We start from the raw sequence: 17,695 nt of genomic DNA, 5'->3' as shown, positions 1-17,695 counted from the left end.
GCCCTATTTTTAAAGATCCCACTATGTCTAATTAACCTTAAGTTCCACCCTGTTTAGTTTCTCATACATGTCATCAACTGTTTTATTATAGCATGTTTCGAAGTCATTTGCGAACTTGAAAGAGTTTGAGACTTCTCCCAAATTCTTCATACCTATGCTCAGTTTTTAACCTGAATTTCGCAAACCTGTTGCAATTCCATTGATGGTGATGTGAACAAGTTTTTCTTCTTTATCACTGAGTTTTCCAGCTCTTAAGCGATTGATTAGTTCAATTTGAATATAATTTAGCACATTAAAGTACGGCAAACGATAATCTAAACTCGCTTTAAGATTCGGTAAATCTTCCAATAAATCATCATGCTGTTCAATTTGCAAAATGATATTTTTGGTTAATTGCCATTCATCAAGTATCGCATTGAAAACATCTCGTACGGCTTCGTCGTCACACATTTGGGCATAACGGAAGGCAATATTCATATTTGATTTAGACAAAACCATATCTACATTTGATAGGAGAGATTTAAAGAAAGGCCAATTTTGATACATGTCTTGAAGCTTAGCAAGATTACCTTCTTCTTGTTCAATAAAGTGTTTAAAGCTTGAACCGACACCATACCAGCCAGGGAACATGATCCGATTTTGAGACCATGAAAAGACCCAAGGAATGGCACGAAGTCCAGAAATTTCAGTAATGGTTTTACGTGCAGCAGGACGAGAACCAATGTTAAGGCTTGAAATTTCTTTAATCGGACTTGCTGTCATAAAATAGTCGTAAAAATGCGGATTGCCAAAGACGAGGTCACGATAGATAAGATTGCTGTCTGAAACAATCTTATCCATATCAGAACGGTACCCATCAATTTTATTGCTATCAACAATTTGACTCGTTACCATACGACCTAAAGTTGCAGACACTAACATTTCCAAATTATAATAGGCAGCATCTTTGTTACCATACTTATTGCCAATCACTTCCCCTTGTTCTGTTAAACGAATTCTGTCTTTGATGGTACCAAATGGCTGTGAAGTAATGGCATCATAAGATGGCCCGCCACCACGACCAACCGTACCACCACGACCATGGAAGAAGGTGATTTTAACTCCTTTATCTTGACCTATCTTAGTTAGTTCATTCTGAGCTTTGTAGAGGGTCCAGCCAGATGAGAGATAGCCACCGTCTTTATTAGAATCCGAATATCCCAACATGATTTCTTGATAGCCATCTTTACTAGCCACCCATTTTTGAACCAAATCAAGAGAGAGGTAGTCTGTCATGGTCTGTGCTGCACCATCCAAATCTTCAATGGTTTCAAAGAGAGGGACAATCTGAACACGCGCCGATTCTGTCGATATCAAACCAACTTCCTTTAGCATAATGGCTAATTCTAACATATCTGAAACACTCTCAGTATGCGAAATAATATGTTGCTTGATAACTTCCTCGCCTAATTTATCTTTGAGATCACGAGCAGTCTGATAAATCGCAAGCTCCTTCTCTAGAAGTTCTGATTTTTCAACATGAGTCGCTGATAAAAGACGCGGGTCTTCTCTTAATTCTGTCAATAGCAGAGCTATTTTATCTTCTTCAGATAGAGATGAATAATCCGCTTCTATGTTAGCTGATTTCAGAAGCTCTGCAACACAGGCTTCTTGGACAGACGAATCTTGACGCAGATCAATAGAAGCAAGGTAAAAACCAAAGATACGAACAGCTTCTAAAACTTCTGCCAAATCACCCTTAACAAGATTTTCCCCTTTATTAGCAATAAGAGAGTCTTTAATCGTTAACAAATCAGCTTCAAATTCACTAGCCTTATCATAACGCGGACTAAGATTTTGATTATCAGTTAAATACAATTTCGTATTCGCTAATTTTTCTGTGATGTAATGAAAAGCTTTGCGATAAAGCTCTTTTTCACGATATATCGAAGCATCAGATGATAGTTCTGCTAATCTTTTCACCTGTTCTGAAGCATCACTCAAGCTAATAGATAAAGCAAAAGAATCATACAGCTCTGCTATTTTCCCTAAATAATAAGTAAGAATCACTTCTGCCTGTGTTTCTGCTGACAATCGTAACGTTTCGGCTGTTACAAATGGATTCCCGTCACGATCGCCACCAATCCACATGCCCATGGTAATTGGTTTTGGCGCTTCTAATCGGAGACCTTTTTCAGCAGCTAATCGTTGATATTCCGATGTCAAATTTGTAATGGCAGGAATGAGCGATTTTTGGTAATACTCCGTTACATTGGTGATTTCATTTTTGACCTTGAGTTTTTTCTCACGAATAATGTCTGACTGCATCATTAAATCAATCTGACGACGAAGGTCATCCATCCATTTATCTTTATTGAGTAATCCCATGCGAACATCACGGTACCGACGAAGTAAAACATGGATTTTTTGAGTGAAACCTAACATTGTTTTACGTTGCACTTGCGTTGGGTGTGCCGTCAATACAGGAACAACATTAGCATGTTGTAAAATAGAGAAAGCGTCTGCACTTTTTGAAACTTGGTCAATTGTGGTCGAAAGTTTTCCTAAATAATCCTGTTCGGTATTATTTTGGTAGTTAACTTCGTAAGCTAAATCAACGTCCTCTGAAATATTAATTAACAGCGGTAAAATAGCGAAATAGCGCGCAATTATCTCCATCTCATCATTAGAAATTGTCGTAATTTCTTTTTCTAATTCTTGATAATTTTTTTCCTTAGACAATTGCGTCAAGCGTTCAATTTTATTAAACACTTCCTGCCCTGCTATACGAATAGTCGTTTCAGCTAAAAAATGGGTTAAAATGGTCACTTCTTCCTGAATAACCGTACCTTGGCTACGTGTCTCTAACTTAACCATACTTGTGCTCCTTTTCACTTATTGCCTTTTCATTTTACTATTTTTCATGAAAAAAGAACACTAAAAAAACATCTTTTCTGGAAGAGGTTCACTTTTTAAGAAAATAGCAGATCTGAAAGAAACCGCTGACAAATGCCATCTTTTTTGCTATACTGAGTCATATTAACAATAGAAATGGAGCCTCTTATGGAACTCAAACCACGTTCAGAATTTCCTGAAACTGAACTATGGGACTTAACAGCCCTTTACAAAGACCGTGAAGATTTTTTATTAGCTATTGAAAAAGCCTTGGCAGATGTTGACCAATTCAAGAAAAACTACGAAGGCAACTTGAAATCCGCTGATGATTTCACCGCTGCGCTTTATGAACTGGAACAAATTTATATCCAACAAAGCCACATCATTAACTATTCCTTCATGCCTCAGACTACTGATTTTAGCAATGAAGAATTCGCAGAAATCGCTGCAAGCGGTGATGATTTCATGACAAAAGCTAGTGTAGCGCTCAGCTTTTTTGATACAGCTCTGGCACAGGCTGATGATGCTGTTCTTGATGAACTAGAAGAAAACCCTCATTTCAGCTCTGCTATTCGTCAGGCCAAACGCCAAAAGGCCCACTTGCTAGCTCCTGAAGTTGAGAAAGCCATCAGTAACCTCCGTGAAGTGCTTGGGGCACCTTATGACATCTATACGAAGATGCGTGCCGGTGACTTTGCTATGGACGATTTTGAGGTTGAGGGTAAGGTTTATAAAAACAGCTTTGTGACTTACGAAAACTTCTATCAAAATCACGAGGATGCTGCGGTCCGTGAAAAAGCCTTTCGTTCGTTCTCAAAAGGTTTACGCGCTCATCAAAATGCGGCAGCGGCAGCTTATCTTGCTAAAGTAAAATCAGAAAAATTACTAGCTGATATGCGTGGTTATGACTCTGTTTTCGATTACCTCTTGGACGAACAAGAAGTTGACCGTACCATGTTCGACCGTCAAATTGACCTTATCATGAATGAATTTGGCCCTGTGGCTCAACGCTACCTCAAACATGTGGCAGCTGTTAACGGTCTTGAAAAAATGACCTTCGCTGACTGGAAACTCGATATTGACAATGAACTCAATCCAGAAGTCTCTATTGATGATGCTTATGACCTTGTCATGAAATCAGTCGCTCCGCTTGGTCAAGAGTATTCTCAAGAGGTGGCTCGCTACCAATCTGAGCGCTGGGTGGACTTTGCAGCCAATAAAAACAAGGATTCTGGTGGTTATGCTGCTGATCCTTACCGCGTGCACCCTTACGTCCTCATGAGCTGGACTGGCCGCATGTCAGATGTTTATACTTTAATTCACGAAATCGGGCACTCTGGTCAATTTATCTTCTCAGATAACAACCAAAGTTTCTACAATGCCCATATGTCAACCTATTTCGTGGAAGCTCCGTCAACCTTGAACGAATTACTCCTTAGCGATTATCTCGAAAATCAATTTGACAACCCGCGTCAAAAACGTTTCGCACTTGCTCATCGTTTGACAGATACCTACTTCCACAACTTCATCACTCATTTGCTTGAGGCAGCTTTCCAACGTGAAGTCTATACCTTGATTGAAAATGGCGGAACCTTCGGTGCTGAAAAACTTAACAGCATTATGAAAGACGTCCTTAGCAAGTTCTGGGGAGATGCTGTCGAAATTGATGACGATGCCGCATTGACTTGGATGCGTCAAGCCCACTATTACATGGGGCTTTACAGCTACACCTACTCCGCTGGTCTCGTGATTTCAACCGCTGGCTACCTCAATATTAAAAACAATCCTGACGGCGCTAACCAATGGCTTGATTTCCTCAAATCAGGCGGTAGCAAGACACCACTTGATTCAGCCCTTATCATCGGCGCTGATATTTCAACCGAAAAGCCACTCCGCGATACTATCCAATTCCTCAGCGATACCGTTGATCAAATTGTTGCGTATAGTGCAGATCTGGAGAAGGAAATATCCTAAAAAAGACTGGACTCCCAGTCTTTTTTATATCTCACGATTGACACATCATATTATCTCAAAAAGTTTTAGCTATACAATTTTTACTAATCGTCTAAAATCAAGCGATGTCACTTAACAACCTCAATCTCCGATCACTTCTAATCGATTAATCGCTATTTCATCCACTCCAACTTCTGATGAAATCGTTACGATATGTTCACCTTTTTTTAGTGATACTTTTTGATATAAAGGAGAATAATCATCAGATGGCGGCAATAATGTACTATATGGTTCCCCATCTACTGTCATTAAAACTGGCACTAAATTGTCAGGGGTGTAATTATCTACTGTTTTAGCATATACAGCAAAAATATAATCACCAGATTTCTTTACATTCACATTAAATGTTAACTCATCTTCACGATTAGCAAAACCTACAATACTTTTCAAAGATTCTCCTTTAGAATCTTCAATCATTTTAAAATCACCTGATTGTTTTGCCTCTATCGCCGAATAGATTTGCCTATTTAAATCCCCACTAGGCAACCTTTGATACTGTTCTGAAGCCAAAGGAAGCATGGTATCTATTTTTTCTCCTTTTAGAGAAAGTGGTTGTATTCTAATGGAACGCTCCCAGCCAGAATGAGACCATCTTGCCGAATGATATACAATCCAAGGCTTACCCTCTTTATCTCTCACAAATCCATTATGACCCGGTCCAAAAACAAAATCTGTTTTCGCCATAATAGACTTTGATTCTTTAGACCATCTTTTCACATCTAATGGATTATCCTTGACATTAAGAGTTAGCAACCCTAAACTGTAATCATCATCCCAACTTCCGCTAGCAGAATAGACAAGATTAATCGTGTCTCCAGCAATAAAAATTTCAGGTCCCTCATTGATTAAAGGAGTCTGCTTTTTTTCCCATTCAAATTCAGGTCGAGACAGCAACTGTCGCTCGCCAGATATCTGAGCAATCCCCTCCATTGGAGCGATGTATAAATTTTGAGCAACGTTCTCATAACCTTCCCAACCAGACCAGATAAAATACCTTCCTTGATTAGTTTCTAAAATAGTCCCATCAATAGCAAAGTGCTCAGTCATACCTGCTATAGCCTGAAGTTTCCACTCCCCTTGATAAGGATCCTTTGAGGAGTTGGTCAAAGCATACATCCGATGAGTTTCGCCACCTTTATTTAGCGCTACATAAACAATCCATTGATCATCTAGATAATGCAGCTCTGGAGCCCATGCACTCTCAAACTCACTAGGTAATTTCCATATCACCTTCCTTTCTCCAGCTACTACTGTACTGAGTTCTTCAGATCTCCACAAAGTGACATCATTACCTGTGGTTTTCGTATAATAATAGTAATTATCGTTTTTGAGCAGCCAAGGGTCTGCCCCATTATTATCAATTATAGGCGTAAACTGATCAGATATTTTTTCCTTATCCTTAAAATGTGTACAGCCAACTAAAATCAATATGAACACTCCTATAATGAGAAAACTCTTTTTCATGAGCATTACCTATTCTACATTTGGAATATGATACCCATCATTGATTTTTTTTATTTTTTCTAAATCACACTTAGGGTCTCGATTATAAGTCAATAAACCATTGATTTCTTGTTCAACATCTGTTAGTTGTGTATAACAATATCCCCAGAGTCCTTTTGAAGCATATATAGCTGACATAATACGTTTATAATCCTCTAAAAATTCTTCCTCTGAGCCAACTTTTGTATAACCCCAACCTTCTTGGTTAGAAACTTCATAAGCTATCCCGCCAAATTCAGTCAATAAAATAGGTTGTCCTTGGTAACCAAAACCATCTGCAAAAATAGGCCAAGCCGTCGAAGGATTATTAATTAAAGACTCCTTGCAAAATAGGCTTTCTCTATAATAGTTATACTTATCTTTTTCACTATTTTGACCGTGCATATAATTATGGATAGCTACAATATCTGTTTCCGTAGCTGCCCAACCATCATTAGAAATGACTAAGCGAGAATTATCTAGAGAATGGATATAATGATACATAGCTTGAGAAAAATGTTGTTGCATCCTGTCATGAGAAATATTAGGAACTCCCCAGCTTTCATTAATTGGAACCCAAGTGATGATAGATGGATGGTTAATGTCACGATTTATGATTTCAGTCCATTCTAGCATCAAACGAGCCACAGAGCGCTCACTGTAAATAGGAGGCGCCGCACATTCTCCCCAAACAACAAATCCTTTGACATCTGCCCAATACAGAAACCTAGGATCTTCCATTTTTTGATGTTTACGGCAGCCATTAAAGCCCATCGCTTTAGCTAAGTCAATATCTTTAATAAAATCGTCATCACTTGGAGCTGTTAACAAACCTTTTGGCCAATAACCTTGGTCTAACACTAATTTTTGATAAAATGGTTTGTTGTTTAAAAAGACCATACCGTTTTTCGTATGAATTTTCCTAAACCCAAAATAAGAGGTTACCCTATCTATAACTGTATCGTCAAGCATTAACTTTAATTCAACATCAAATAAATTAGGATTTTCTGGTGTCCAACTTCTGCCATCGTCATGAAAATTAGTTGAAAAAATATGGCCTTGTATCACATCAACGGCAATTGTTGTTACTTCCGACGTTATTAATTGCTCCCCCTGTGAAACTATCTCATCTTGATATGATATACGATAAACTAACTTCGACTCACCCTTTACACTTCCTAATGTCCTGACTGCAAGATTTACCATTCCTTCATCATAACGAATATGATAGCGTAAATCATCTATATGGCTTTGATTAACCTCTTCTAGCCAAACCGTTTGCCAAATACCCGTTGAATTAGTATACCAAATACCTCTTGATGTTTTTTCCCAAAACTGCTTTCCTCTAGGCATCTCTTCATCATCATGTCTGTCTGTTACTCTAACTATAACTTCTTGATTTCCTGAATCCTCTAGCAAGTTAGAAACATCAAACTTAAACGGAGTGTTTCCGCCAACATGAGTTCCCGCCAATTGACCATTGACGTATACCATCGCCTCATAGTCTACCGCACCAAAATGAAGATAGACTATTGCTCTTTCATTTTTGTGATAGAAAAACTGTTTTTTATACCAGACAACATCGTGTACACTACGATCGTTAATTCCACTTGCTTCAGACTGATAAACAAAAGGAACCTGTATGTGCTTAGTAAACTCAATCTCCTTTAAACCATTCCAATTATTAACTAGCCCTTCATTTTTGTCATCAAACTCAAATTGCCATTCCCCATTTAAGTTTAACCATTTTTCTCTGACAAATTGAGGACGTGGATATTCTGTACGTTTCATTTATTTCCCCCTTATTTCATCCCACTTTGTAACGACATTGATTGCATAAAATATTTTTGAGCAACCAAATAAAGTAAAAACGTAGGCAATAATGCTAGAATTGCCCCCGCAGTTGCAAGGCCAGGGAATGTTTGATATTGCCCCTGCAATAATTGCAATCCCGGAGTTATCGGCATCTGCGAAACATCACTCATCACAATAGATGGCCATAAAAAATCATTCCACGAATTTGTAAAACTAAATAACGCTACTACAAGCAACACTGGCTTAATTAATGGCAAAATAATATACCAAAAAATTTGAAACTCATTTGCACCATCAATCATAGCTGATTCATCCAATCCCAAAGGAATTGCCTTCATAAACTGTCTTACTAAAAATAGATTATAAACCCCTGCAACCCCAGGAATAATAACTGCTAAGAAAGTATTCGACCACCCTAAACTACTAATAATTTTGAAATTTGGAATTAGATTAATCACCGTCGGAAACATCATACTTCCTAGTAGAATTGAGAAAATAAAATCTCTTCCTGGCCATTCTAATCTCGTAAACCCATAAGCCGCAAAAGCCGTGACAAATACAGTTAAAACCATGAAAGTTGTAGAGATAATCAACGAATTCGTAAACCATTGAAATACTGGAGATGCCTCACTGTTATTTAACAAGGTAGTATAGTTAGACAAAGTCCACTCTTTTGGTAATAGATGAAATCCAGAAGATGCAATTTCATTTTGTGATTTAAATGAGGTGAACACTGCCCAGATTAGTGGTAAAATCCAAACAAGACACACAACTGCTAAAATAATAAATGATATTCTTTGGGCTGTTTTTGATTGCTTCATCTCATCACTCCTATTGATTCATTTTTCTAACTGCAATAAACTGAAATACTGAAACCAGCATAATTCCCAGACCTAATAAAATCGCCATTGCAGAAGCCATTCCTGCTTGTGGAATACCTGCCCCAAAAGCAGCTTGCTGAATATACATCAATAACACACTAGTGGAACCATTCGGACCACCATTAGTAAGCATCAAAGGCTGACCATATACATTTAATTGAGCAATTGTAGTCATAACCGTCGTGAATAACAATTGATCTCTAATACTAGGTAATTGAATACTAAAAAATGTTCTCAATCGACTTGCACCATCAATTTGAGCTGCTTCTATCATTTCGGAACTAACAGCATTAAGCGCTGCCACATAAATAATTAAATTTCCTCCCATCGTCCACCAAACAGTAACCAGAGCCAAAACAATCCAAGCCCAAGGTTGTTCTCCTGTAAAGAAGATTTCCAATCCCAGCAGACTTTGCGGACCGTAGGAAATACTCAACAGAAAAGCCCAAATAATCATAACCGCCGATATAGCAAAAAGACTTGGCATATAAAGAACAGCTTGAAAAAATCCCATTAATTTTGGCTTGTTCATTAATAATGTTGCTAACAACAAAGGAACTACAATACACAAAGGTACAGTAATCACCGCAAATAAGAAAGTATGTACAAAACCTTCTGTAAATTGAATATGCCAAATAGATTCTGTATCAAACAACAACGTTTTAAAATTTTCTAGCCCCACCCATTGAGGAGTTGAGTAAATATCCCACTCTGTAAAAGACACATACAAGCCTAAAATGGCTGGTGCTAAGAAAAACAGACTGAAAATAATTAAAAAAGGAGCAATAAATACTAACGTTTTCCACGTAAATTGCTTTTTAGAAGAATGTTTGCGCATTAGTTTCTCCATTTCTTATAACAATAAAAACAAGTGGCACTTAAAGACTTCAGCCACTTGCTTACAGATTATAAATAAGATATTTAAGCAATCTTATTCATTGATTTGAGCTGCAACTGTTTGTTGAATTTGATTAAATGTTGCATCAAGTTCCGCCTTACCAGAAATCATATCCATTCCCTTAGGATCAAAGGCAGTCATAAATGGTGACATTCCTGGATCAGTGTTAATGGTAATAGCATTTTGAGCTTTTTCATCTGTCACTAAGAATGATTGTGGTAATTTGGTATAATTTTCATCTTCAAGCATTGCCAATGCTGTTGGATTGGCACCTGATTTCACAATGTCTCCTTGATTAGTTTGTAACCAAGCTAAGAAATCAACCATACCCTTTTCAAGATTTTTAGATCTGCCCTCTTTGGTTTTAAAAATAGCAAATTGTCCTGCTCCAGATGCTTGAATAAGATTTTTCTCATCCCATTGAAGAGTTAACATCTCCCCCCATTTAAAGTCTTTAATCCCTTGGTATTGACTCAACATCCATGTTCCCTCAGGATTAAAAATCACTTTACCATTCATGAAGGCTTTGACGGCATCCTCACCATTTGGAACAACATAACCTTTGGAATAAAGTTTTTCCCACTCTCCCCAAGCCTTCTTAGCAATATCATTATCAATATTAAATTTTCCGGAAGAATCACGCCATTCTCCACCCATTTGAAGATAAATATTCATGAAATTCTGAGACGACCAGTCATTACTTGTTGCATAAATACCATCAGCTTTAGCTGCTTCTCCCGCTTTCTCAACTTCTGCATAAGTAACAATGCCATCATCAAGAGAACCTGGCGCATACTTATCTACTAAGTCTTGATTATAGTACATCACCCATGTGTCCATTTTATCTGGAACCCCATATTGTTTACCATCAAGCGTCCCAATTTCCCATGTCGCAGGAACATAATGTTCAGCGCTAACATCGGAGCCTTTTATCAGCGAATCCCAACTATCTAGCAATCCTAAATCTTTATAGTATGGCAATTGTTCTGAAGCTAATTCTGCAATATCAGGAAGTCCCGTTCCTGATTTACCAGCTGTTGTCAATTTTTGTTTAAGTGTATCTGCTTTCATCGGAACCATCTTAACTTTGTAAGCTGGATTAGTAGCATTATAAGCATCTATTGTTTTTTGATAATTTTCAAGATCCGGTCCAGAAAATGCCGACCACACCGTAATTGTGCCACTCTTGTCACCTTCTTTAGATTTAGTATCAGATGCTTTTTGTCCACATGCCACTAATAACGCAGCTCCACATAACGTTACCGCCAACAATTTCCATGATTTTTTCATAATAGCCTCACTTTATCATTTTCCTTAACAAGAAAACGATGTTTTATTTTTTAGTAAAGAAACAATTGTTTTATTTACAAGTTTATTTTAATAGCAAAAGAAAGCGTTGTCAATATTTTTTGACTTTCTTTTTTTGTAAATTGACAATTTTAGTTTTTAGTATTAAAATTAAGAAAAGAATATAAGGAGGCGAGCACTATAGATATAGAGCTTAATAGTTCAGATGAGCATTCTTTAGCAATTTTTCATGCACTTTCTAACATCGACAGAGTAAAACTTCTAGAACTTTTAGAAATCCAAAATAGGCCTATCACAGAACTCCGTGAAAAATTACAATTAAGCCCTTCTAGCATCAGTAAACATCTTAAGATTTTAGAAACCGCTCAACTAATCAGCATTGAACAAGGAAAAGACAATAGATGGAAAGAAAAATTTGTCAGCTTAAAAACAGATACCTTAACCGTTCATCTTCCCAATAAAATTTTCCCTGATTTATCAAAAATGCGTGAAAAGGTTAAAATAGGTCATTTTGTAAATTTCTATTCTTCACCATCTTGCGGTTTAGCAACTCAAGAGCAGATTATCGGAAAAATTGACGACCCTAAATCTTTTCTCAACCATAACAGGGTAAATGCTGATATTATTTGGCTAAGTCAAGGTTTTTTAGAATACAAGATTCCTAAGCCATTAAAAAATGGCAGAGATATTACGATGTTAGATATCAGCTTGGAAGTCTCTTCTGAATTCCCTATTTCAAACAACACATGGCCAACATCTTTGAAGTTTATTTTAAACGGCATCACCCTTGGAAACATCACCGTCCCTGGAAATTTTTCTGATGTTCGCGGCAAACTAACACCAAATTGGTGGCCAGATGAATTTAGCCAATACGGTCTTCTAAAGCATATCAGAATCAATCAAAACGATACCTCTATTGATGGTATTAAAATTTCTGATCACAATCTACACGATACCAAAATTATTGAGAAAGATTTTTTAACCTTTAGAATTGAAGTTGACGAAATCGAAAACCAATATGGAGGCCTAACTATCTTTGGGAAGAATTGGGGAAATCATTCTCAAGATATTAATTTTGATTTTTATATCCCCTAGAAAGAATTTATCATGATTTCACAAGAAACTTTATTAGCAAACGAACAACCAGTCACCATTTTTTCTATGACTAACGCTTTAGGAAGTAAGCTCCAAGTGACTAATCTTGGTGCAACTATTCTATCTTTCGAAGTTGCCGATCAATTTAATCAAAAACGAGATATTGTTTTAGGTTATGAACCAGTCGATCGTTATTTTTCTAATAATGCTACTTACTTCGGCGCTACAGTTGGTCGTAGCGCCAACCGAATTAATCAGGCGAGCTTCACATTAAACGATAAAGTCTATAACCTCCCTAAAAATGAAGGCGAAAACAACCTTCACAGCGGGCCAAACGGCTACCATTTACGCCTGTGGGACATTATCGAGGTCAACCAAGAACAAAATAGTGTGACTTTAGAAATAAAAAGCCCAGATTCAGACCAAGGCTATCCTGGCAATTTGACCTTGGTTGTTATCTACCAATTGACCGACCAAAACGAACTTATTATCACCTATAATGGCTTATCTGATGCTGACACGATTTTTAACCCTACAAATCATAGCTATTTTAACCTCAACGGTCACAATAGTGGAACTATAGAAGAACATCTTCTACAGTTAAACTGCCACGCCTACACTCCTATTTCTGATTCAAAATCAATTCCAACTGGCGAAATGATTTCAGTCGAGAACACACCGTTTGATTTTACAACTCAAAAAAGGATAGGACAAGATATTGATGCCGCTTTTGATCAAATTCAATATGCCGGTGGTTACGATCATAATCTCATCATTACAGAACCAAGTCTCAATAAACCATTTGCAACAGCTATCGGTAACGAATCAGGTATCAAAATGGAAGTTTACACAGACCTCCCCGGCGTTCAATTCTATTCTGGTAACTTTATTGAAAAGGAAAATGGCAAAGCTGGAACAATTTATACCAAACGTTCTGGATTCTGTCTAGAAACACAATTTTTCCCAAACGCTATCAATACACCTCAATTTGAAGCTCCCGTTCTATTGGCCAACACCCCTTATCAAACAACAACTATTTATCAATTTGATATTAAAAAATAAGCCACAAAATTGGATAACGTCACCTCATTCTTCAGGGATACCGTTGATCAGATGATGATTTGCATTTGAGAACTAGGAAGATACATTGTAAAGGAAATTTCAAAACTCAGGTTCTTCTCAGAAATAGCACTCTAAAAAGGCATCGAATCGACGTTTTTAAGAGCGTCATTGATGCCTTTTACTGAACTCTAATATTTTTCCAACTCCTATCTATCAGACTCATTCGTGAACTATTTTCTTTGTTTCCCTTATATCAAAGTAATTTTTGATGAGCACATTTTCTAACATCGTAGAACGTTCAACATCTTACTCAACTAACTAAAGATTTCGATTTTCTAATAAATATATGATATATCATAATAAAATCCCACGACCTTCTCATTAGACCTCTCAATTCTAAAATGTTAAGATATCATTGAATCCAAAGGAGGAACATTTATGACAACACTGTACGATTTCACAGTTAAATCCCAAGATGAGACTGACTTTTCGCTCCGTCACTTCACCGACAAGGTCCTTCTCGTTGTTAATACAGCCACCGGTTGCGGTTTAACGCCTCAATACGAAGGGTTACAGGCGCTCTATGATCAGTTTCAGGACAAAGGTTTTGAAGTACTCGATTTTCCGTGTAACCAGTTCAAACAGCAGAGCCCAGGGACAGCAGAGGAAATTAACACTTTCTGTAGCTTAAATTACAATACAACCTTTCCACGTTTTGCTAAGATTGAGGTCAATGGCAAAGCTGCTCATCCTCTTTACCAATGGATGAAAGAAGAACAAAAAGGTGCTTTTGGAAAAGTTATTGAATGGAACTTCACCAAATTTCTCATTGACCGCGAAGGTAATGTGGTTAAACGCTTTGCCCCAACCACTACACCTGAAAAATTGATTGCTGAAATTGAAAAACTACTATAACTGAAAAACGCTAGGAGAATACAGCTTCCTAGCGTTTTTATGATTAACGATGACTAATTTTGCGTGTCAGCAAATCTCCTGTTAACTGAATGGTAACAATAATCAAAAGAATGAGTAAAGTCGCTACCCATATCACATCATGGTGAGAACGTCCGTGACCATATGCAATGGCAACATTTCCTAGACCGCCACCACCGATAGCGCCAGCCATTGCTGTTTCACCAACCAAGGAAATCAAAGTCACCGTTGACACACGAACCAAATCAGGCAAACCTTCTCCTAGATAAACACGGATAATATCAAAGGTTGTCGCGCCTGATGCTTGCGCAGCCTCAATCACCCCACGATCAACTTCGGCCAAAACAACTTGAACTTGGCGTGTAAAGAAGGCAAAAGTTGCCACTGATAGCGGGACAATAGCCGCCGTTGGACCAAGGCTTGTACCAACCAACAGCAAGGTTACTGGCACAATAACTGCCAATAAGATGACAAATGGCACCGCACGAAAGACGGAAGTGACCTTATCAAGCACATGAAAAACAACTTTATTTTCAAGAACACCACCCGGCGCTGTCAACACGAGAAAGAGACCCGTTAAAAGTCCAAGACCCCCACCAATAATAAATGCCCAAAAAGTCATATAAAACGTGGTGTAAATAGCTGCTAACCAGCCATTTTCACCTGCCAAACCAATTTTATAGACATGAGGAAGATTCGTTTCAATCCACTTTATCATTATTTCGCACCTCTTTTCAATACAGTCAAGCCAACACCAGCTTCTACAATAGCATTTTCAGCCGCAGCTAATGAATCTGGTTCTCCAGACAAGACAACAATCAGCTCACCAACTGGTGTGTCATCTAAAATTTCAATATTTCCATAAAGGATATTAGCTGTTACTTCAAAGCGTTTGTAAATCTCATTCAAGATAGGCTCATCTGTTGCATGTCCAGCATAATTAAGTTGAGCAAGCAAGCTATTTGGCGCCATATCTTGGACAATATCTTGCTTTTCAATCTTAACCATGGCTTCATCAATACCTGTAGCCGTTGTGATAAATTCTTGAGTTAAGGCTTCTTTAGGATTTGAGAAAATGTCAAGAACAGAACCTTCCTCAATCAAGTGACCATCCTGCATGACAGCAACACGGTGACAAATGTCTTTAACAATTTGCATTTCGTGGGTAATCATAACAATGGTGAGCCCCAATTTACGATTAAGTTCCTGCAACAAGGCTAAAATTTGCTTAGTTGTCTTTGGATCCAACGCTGAAGTTGATTCGTCAGAAATTAGAATTTCCGGATCATTAGCAAGGGCACGCGCAATCGCCACACGCTGTTTTTGCCCTCCTGAAAGCTGAGCAGGGTAGTTATCAGCTCGGTCCGCCAAGCCAACTAAACTTAACAGTTCCTCAACTTTCGCCGCACGCTCTGCTTTTGTCAAATGAGAGTGACGAAGCGCAAAAGCAACGTTTTGACGAGCTGTTTTTTGTGCCATAAGGTTAAAATGCTGGAAAATCATTCCAATTTTTTGACGTTTCTGGCGCAACTGAGCAGGACTTAACTGCACTTTGCCATCTGCAAAAGTCACATCACCAGCCACTGTAATTTTACCAGCTGTCGGCACCTGAAGAAGGTTAATCACACGGACTAATGTTGATTTCCCCGCTCCTGAATAGCCAACGATACCATAAATCTGCCCCTTGTCAATAGTTACAGAAACATCCTTAACCGCTTCAATCATACGTTTTTTCTGGTGAAACGTGATATCAATATGTTCTAGTTGAATAATGGGTTTACTCATAAGATTTTATTAACTCCTCAATCATTTCAATATGGGTGTAATAATCTGCCAATTTTGCATTTTCATCTCCACCGTGGTCTCGGCTATTTGGATTTCCTAGACCAAAAGATACAATCGGTACTTCAAGCGCTGCAAAAACTTGGTGCATCGGACCTGTTCCAGCTGTTGTTGGCAGAACAGCGACACCCTTTGGAGAGAATTTTTTAGCAATGTCGATGGTATTTAAAATGGCTGGCGCAGTCATGTCACTACGGTAGCCTTCTTCACCCAAAGTATAGCTCAATTTGACCTGTTCAAAACCATTTTTTCGCAGTTGCTTTTCAATTTTTACCAATACATCATGCGGTTCCATACCAGGCACCAGACGCACTTCCAATTTAGCAGAGGCTTGACAAGGAATAATCGTTTTAACGCCCTGCCCTTGATAACCAGTGCTTAGTCCTTGTATGGTCAATGATGGTTCAAAGAATAAACGCTTCAGAAGCTCTGCTTTATCATCCGTCAAAAACGGTAGTTTTAAGTCATAAAGGTCACGTAAATCCTCTGACTCAATGTAGGCAAATTGATGTACTAAATCAAGCTCACGAGCAGTTGGAGGCGTCACACCATCATAGATGCCGTCCACCAAAATACGTCCATCAGCCGCACGAAGACTTGATAGGGCATTGATTAAATACCAACTACTACTATCAATCACACCGCCAAATTTTGAATGGATATCAACCTCTGCACTTTCAACAACTGCATCAAAGGTGACAATCCCCTTTGTCCCACCAGAAAGTTCCATCTGACCTTGAGCATTAAAAATCCCTTGCTCCCAAACCAAAAGCTCTGCCTTTGATAATTCAGGTTGGTATTTTTCTAAATACTTCTCCAAATCAACCGATGCGGATTCTTCGGCACCTTCAATGATGAAAATAATATTTACTGGCAATTCAGTCACTACTTTACGATATTTTTGAACGCCTGTCAAACGTGCAAGAATATGTCCCTTGTCATCATCAACTCCACGCCCATACATATAACCATCACGAACATCCAAAGTAAAAGGCGCAGCAGTCCAAATTTGGTCACTATCTGCTGGCTGAACATCATAGTGATTATAGAAAACAAGTGTCTTTGCATCCGCTTTTTGGCTAGCAAATGTCGCCATCACGAAAGGAGCCTCAAAACTATCATCTAAAACCACATCTGCACCTGCTTCTTCAAATAGTGTAACTAAATATTGAGCAGCATCATCTAAACCAACATTTTGCGCAAAAACACTTTTAATGGCAACTAATTCTTTTAATTTATCAAAATAGTACTGTGCCGTCGCATCATTGTAAAATTTTTCCAACTGCAATTGGTCATTACTAACTATCATCTTTTCGTTCCTTTCCTGTTGTGTGGCTGGATGTTGATGTCTATAGTATAATCTTTTTTTATCAGCACTTATCCTAATGTAGTGCGACCTCATGAGAAGTTTCACTGCTATTTGGAAAGCCAAAGTATCCCGCGCTTTCTACTTTCTAAGCTCAGGCTGAAACTGTCCACTGGATATTTTCAC

At 38.1% G+C, this 17,695-nt stretch carries 13 protein-coding genes and 1 pseudogene; 5 read left to right on the top strand and 9 right to left on the bottom strand.

Annotated elements, in window-relative coordinates:
* Positions 1-165: 165 nt before the first annotated feature.
* A complete protein-coding gene (gene ppc / locus ACFPQ3_RS11690; RefSeq protein ID WP_156805958.1) occupies positions 166-2,856 on the bottom strand; it encodes a phosphoenolpyruvate carboxylase in 2,691 nt (896 codons plus the stop codon).
* 186 nt (positions 2,857-3,042) lie between these two features.
* Between ppc and pepF the strand changes: the two genes are divergently transcribed.
* Positions 3,043-4,848: an oligoendopeptidase F gene (gene pepF / locus ACFPQ3_RS11685; RefSeq protein WP_156805957.1), complete on the top strand. Its 1,806-nt coding sequence runs from the start codon at positions 3,043-3,045 to the stop codon at positions 4,846-4,848.
* Positions 4,849-4,968: 120 nt separating this feature from the next.
* Here the strand turns inward: pepF and ACFPQ3_RS11680 are convergent, their stop codons facing one another.
* The 5 genes from ACFPQ3_RS11680 to ACFPQ3_RS11660 all read right to left on the bottom strand — a co-directional run bounded on the left by ACFPQ3_RS11680 (position 4,969) and on the right by ACFPQ3_RS11660 (position 11,253).
* Complete coding sequence (locus ACFPQ3_RS11680) at positions 4,969-6,351, bottom strand: family 43 glycosylhydrolase (RefSeq protein WP_156805956.1); 1,383 nt, start codon at positions 6,349-6,351, stop codon at positions 4,969-4,971.
* A gap of 9 nt (positions 6,352-6,360) precedes the next feature.
* Entirely contained in the window at positions 6,361-8,160 is a 1,800-nt protein-coding gene (locus ACFPQ3_RS11675) for a glycoside hydrolase family 2 protein (RefSeq protein ID WP_156805955.1), read from the bottom strand.
* Between the two features lie 11 nt (positions 8,161-8,171).
* Positions 8,172-9,005, bottom strand: a complete 834-nt coding sequence (locus tag ACFPQ3_RS11670; protein ID WP_156805954.1) for a carbohydrate ABC transporter permease — start codon at positions 9,003-9,005, stop codon at positions 8,172-8,174.
* Between the two features lie 10 nt (positions 9,006-9,015).
* Positions 9,016-9,903: a carbohydrate ABC transporter permease gene (locus tag ACFPQ3_RS11665; RefSeq protein ID WP_156805953.1), complete on the bottom strand. Its 888-nt coding sequence runs from the start codon at positions 9,901-9,903 to the stop codon at positions 9,016-9,018.
* Between the two features lie 93 nt (positions 9,904-9,996).
* Positions 9,997-11,253, bottom strand: coding sequence for an ABC transporter substrate-binding protein (locus ACFPQ3_RS11660; RefSeq protein ID WP_156805952.1), 1,257 nt, complete (start codon positions 11,251-11,253; stop codon positions 9,997-9,999).
* Between the two features lie 198 nt (positions 11,254-11,451).
* Here ACFPQ3_RS11660 and ACFPQ3_RS11655 point away from each other — a divergent pair.
* The 4 genes and pseudogenes from ACFPQ3_RS11655 to ACFPQ3_RS11640 all read left to right on the top strand — a co-directional run.
* Positions 11,452-11,634: pseudogene (locus ACFPQ3_RS11655) on the top strand (ArsR/SmtB family transcription factor); the annotation flags it as partial.
* 120 nt (positions 11,635-11,754) lie between these two features.
* Positions 11,755-12,366 carry a hypothetical protein gene (locus tag ACFPQ3_RS11650; RefSeq protein WP_232323201.1) on the top strand — a complete coding sequence of 204 codons (612 nt, stop codon included), beginning with the start codon at positions 11,755-11,757 and terminating at the stop codon, positions 12,364-12,366.
* Between the two features lie 12 nt (positions 12,367-12,378).
* Positions 12,379-13,428, top strand: a complete 1,050-nt coding sequence (locus tag ACFPQ3_RS11645; RefSeq protein WP_198039896.1) for an aldose epimerase family protein — start codon at positions 12,379-12,381, stop codon at positions 13,426-13,428.
* Positions 13,429-13,866: 438 nt separating this feature from the next.
* The gene (locus ACFPQ3_RS11640; RefSeq protein ID WP_156805949.1) at positions 13,867-14,343 is read left to right on the top strand and encodes a glutathione peroxidase; all 477 of its coding nucleotides are present in this window, start codon (positions 13,867-13,869) and stop codon (positions 14,341-14,343) included.
* A 43-nt stretch (positions 14,344-14,386) separates the two neighbouring features.
* Here ACFPQ3_RS11640 and ACFPQ3_RS11635 read toward each other — a convergent pair whose 3' ends face one another.
* From ACFPQ3_RS11635 to ACFPQ3_RS11625, 3 genes are read right to left on the bottom strand one after another with little or no spacing between them, the layout of a single operon-like run.
* A complete protein-coding gene (locus ACFPQ3_RS11635; RefSeq protein WP_156805948.1) occupies positions 14,387-15,079 on the bottom strand; it encodes a methionine ABC transporter permease in 693 nt (230 codons plus the stop codon).
* Positions 15,079-16,146: a methionine ABC transporter ATP-binding protein gene (locus ACFPQ3_RS11630; protein ID WP_156805947.1), complete on the bottom strand. Its 1,068-nt coding sequence runs from the start codon at positions 16,144-16,146 to the stop codon at positions 15,079-15,081. Before ACFPQ3_RS11630 ends, ACFPQ3_RS11635 begins: the two co-directional genes overlap by 1 nt.
* Positions 16,139-17,512: a M20/M25/M40 family metallo-hydrolase gene (locus ACFPQ3_RS11625; RefSeq protein WP_156805946.1), complete on the bottom strand. Its 1,374-nt coding sequence runs from the start codon at positions 17,510-17,512 to the stop codon at positions 16,139-16,141. Before ACFPQ3_RS11625 ends, ACFPQ3_RS11630 begins: the two co-directional genes overlap by 8 nt.
* Between the last annotated feature and the right edge of the window lie 183 nt (positions 17,513-17,695).

This window comes from Streptococcus caledonicus (assembly GCF_042656225.1).
GTDB classification, from domain to species: Bacteria; Bacillota; Bacilli; order Lactobacillales; family Streptococcaceae; genus Streptococcus; species Streptococcus caledonicus.
The sequence above is the reverse complement of the archived record's forward strand: the minus strand, read 5'-3'. Positions and strand labels throughout refer to the sequence as shown.

What these genes read in the sequence shown, in the direction of transcription:
- ppc (WP_156805958.1), bottom strand. Translation starts at nt 2,856, where the DNA reads ATGGTTAAGTTAGAGACACGTAGCCAAGGTACGGTTATTCAGGAAGAA.
- pepF (WP_156805957.1), top strand. Translation starts at nt 3,043, where the DNA reads ATGGAACTCAAACCACGTTCAGAATTTCCTGAAACTGAACTATGGGAC.
- ACFPQ3_RS11680 (WP_156805956.1), bottom strand. Translation starts at nt 6,351, where the DNA reads ATGAAAAAGAGTTTTCTCATTATAGGAGTGTTCATATTGATTTTAGTT.
- ACFPQ3_RS11675 (WP_156805955.1), bottom strand. Translation starts at nt 8,160, where the DNA reads ATGAAACGTACAGAATATCCACGTCCTCAATTTGTCAGAGAAAAATGG.
- ACFPQ3_RS11670 (WP_156805954.1), bottom strand. Translation starts at nt 9,005, where the DNA reads ATGAAGCAATCAAAAACAGCCCAAAGAATATCATTTATTATTTTAGCA.
- ACFPQ3_RS11665 (WP_156805953.1), bottom strand. Translation starts at nt 9,903, where the DNA reads ATGCGCAAACATTCTTCTAAAAAGCAATTTACGTGGAAAACGTTAGTA.
- ACFPQ3_RS11660 (WP_156805952.1), bottom strand. Translation starts at nt 11,253, where the DNA reads ATGAAAAAATCATGGAAATTGTTGGCGGTAACGTTATGTGGAGCTGCG.
- ACFPQ3_RS11650 (WP_232323201.1), top strand. Translation starts at nt 11,755, where the DNA reads ATGCGTGAAAAGGTTAAAATAGGTCATTTTGTAAATTTCTATTCTTCA.
- ACFPQ3_RS11645 (WP_198039896.1), top strand. Translation starts at nt 12,379, where the DNA reads ATGATTTCACAAGAAACTTTATTAGCAAACGAACAACCAGTCACCATT.
- ACFPQ3_RS11640 (WP_156805949.1), top strand. Translation starts at nt 13,867, where the DNA reads ATGACAACACTGTACGATTTCACAGTTAAATCCCAAGATGAGACTGAC.
- ACFPQ3_RS11635 (WP_156805948.1), bottom strand. Translation starts at nt 15,079, where the DNA reads ATGATAAAGTGGATTGAAACGAATCTTCCTCATGTCTATAAAATTGGT.
- ACFPQ3_RS11630 (WP_156805947.1), bottom strand. Translation starts at nt 16,146, where the DNA reads ATGAGTAAACCCATTATTCAACTAGAACATATTGATATCACGTTTCAC.
- ACFPQ3_RS11625 (WP_156805946.1), bottom strand. Translation starts at nt 17,512, where the DNA reads ATGATAGTTAGTAATGACCAATTGCAGTTGGAAAAATTTTACAATGAT.